Source organism: Pseudoalteromonas sp. NSLLW24 (genome assembly GCF_015864725.1).
In the GTDB taxonomy this organism is placed as follows: Bacteria; Pseudomonadota; Gammaproteobacteria; order Enterobacterales; family Alteromonadaceae; genus Pseudoalteromonas; species Pseudoalteromonas arctica.
In genome coordinates, this window is record NZ_JADYWQ010000043.1 from 1 (window position 1) to 1,191 (window position 1,191).

Annotated in this window: 1 protein-coding gene; it reads left to right on the forward strand. The window is 44.9% G+C overall.

Annotated elements, in window-relative coordinates; genetic code table 11:
- Window positions 1–1,185 (forward strand): elongation factor Tu, encoded by a 1,185-nt coding sequence (gene tuf, locus I6E72_RS19600; protein WP_024589451.1) that lies wholly within the window; start codon window positions 1–3, stop codon window positions 1,183–1,185.
- Window positions 1,186–1,191 lie beyond the last annotated feature (6 nt).

Here is a 1,191-nt window from a genome sequence, read left to right on the forward strand (position 1 = left end):
ATGGCAAAAGAAAAGTTTGAACGCGTAAAACCGCACGTAAACGTTGGTACAATTGGCCACGTTGACCACGGTAAAACTACACTAACTGCAGCAATCACTAACGTACTTGCAAAAGTATACGGCGGTGTTGCTAAAGATTTCGCATCAATCGACAACGCTCCTGAAGAGCGCGAACGTGGTATCACTATTTCAACGTCTCACGTTGAATACGATACTCCTTCACGTCACTACGCACACGTAGATTGTCCTGGTCACGCCGATTATGTTAAAAACATGATCACTGGTGCTGCTCAAATGGACGGCGCGATCTTAGTAGTTGCTGCGACTGATGGCCCTATGCCACAAACGCGTGAGCACATCCTTCTTTCTCGTCAAGTTGGCGTTCCTTACATCATCGTGTTCATGAACAAATGTGACATGGTAGATGACGAAGAGCTACTTGAACTAGTAGAAATGGAAGTTCGTGAACTTCTTTCAGAATACGATTTCCCAGGTGATGACTTACCTCTAATTGCTGGTTCTGCGCTTAAAGCGTTAGAAGGCGAGAAAGAGTGGGAAGATAAGATTGTTGAGCTTGCAAACGCACTTGATACTTACATCCCAGAGCCAGAGCGTGACATCGATAAGCCTTTCATCATGCCTATCGAAGACGTTTTCTCAATCCAGGGTCGTGGTACAGTTGTAACTGGTCGTGTTGAAGCTGGTATCATCCGCATCAATGACGAAGTAGAAATTGTTGGTATCAATGATACAACTCGTTCTACTTGTACTGGTGTTGAAATGTTCCGTAAGCTTCTAGACGAAGGTCGTGCTGGCGAAAACATCGGCGCACTTCTACGTGGTACTAAGCGTGAAGACGTTGAACGTGGTCAAGTACTAGCTAAGCCTGGTTCAATCAACCCACATACTACATTCACTTCAGAAGTATACGTACTTTCGAAAGATGAAGGTGGTCGTCATACTCCATTCTTCAAAGGTTACCGTCCACAGTTCTACTTCCGTACAACTGACGTAACAGGTGACGTACAGTTACCAGATGGCGTAGAAATGGTAATGCCTGGTGATAACATCAAGATGACAGTAACTCTAATCGCACCAATCGCGATGGATGAAGGTCTTCGTTTTGCTATCCGTGAAGGTGGTCGTACTGTAGGTGCTGGTGTTGTAGCAACTATCGTAGCGTAATTATTA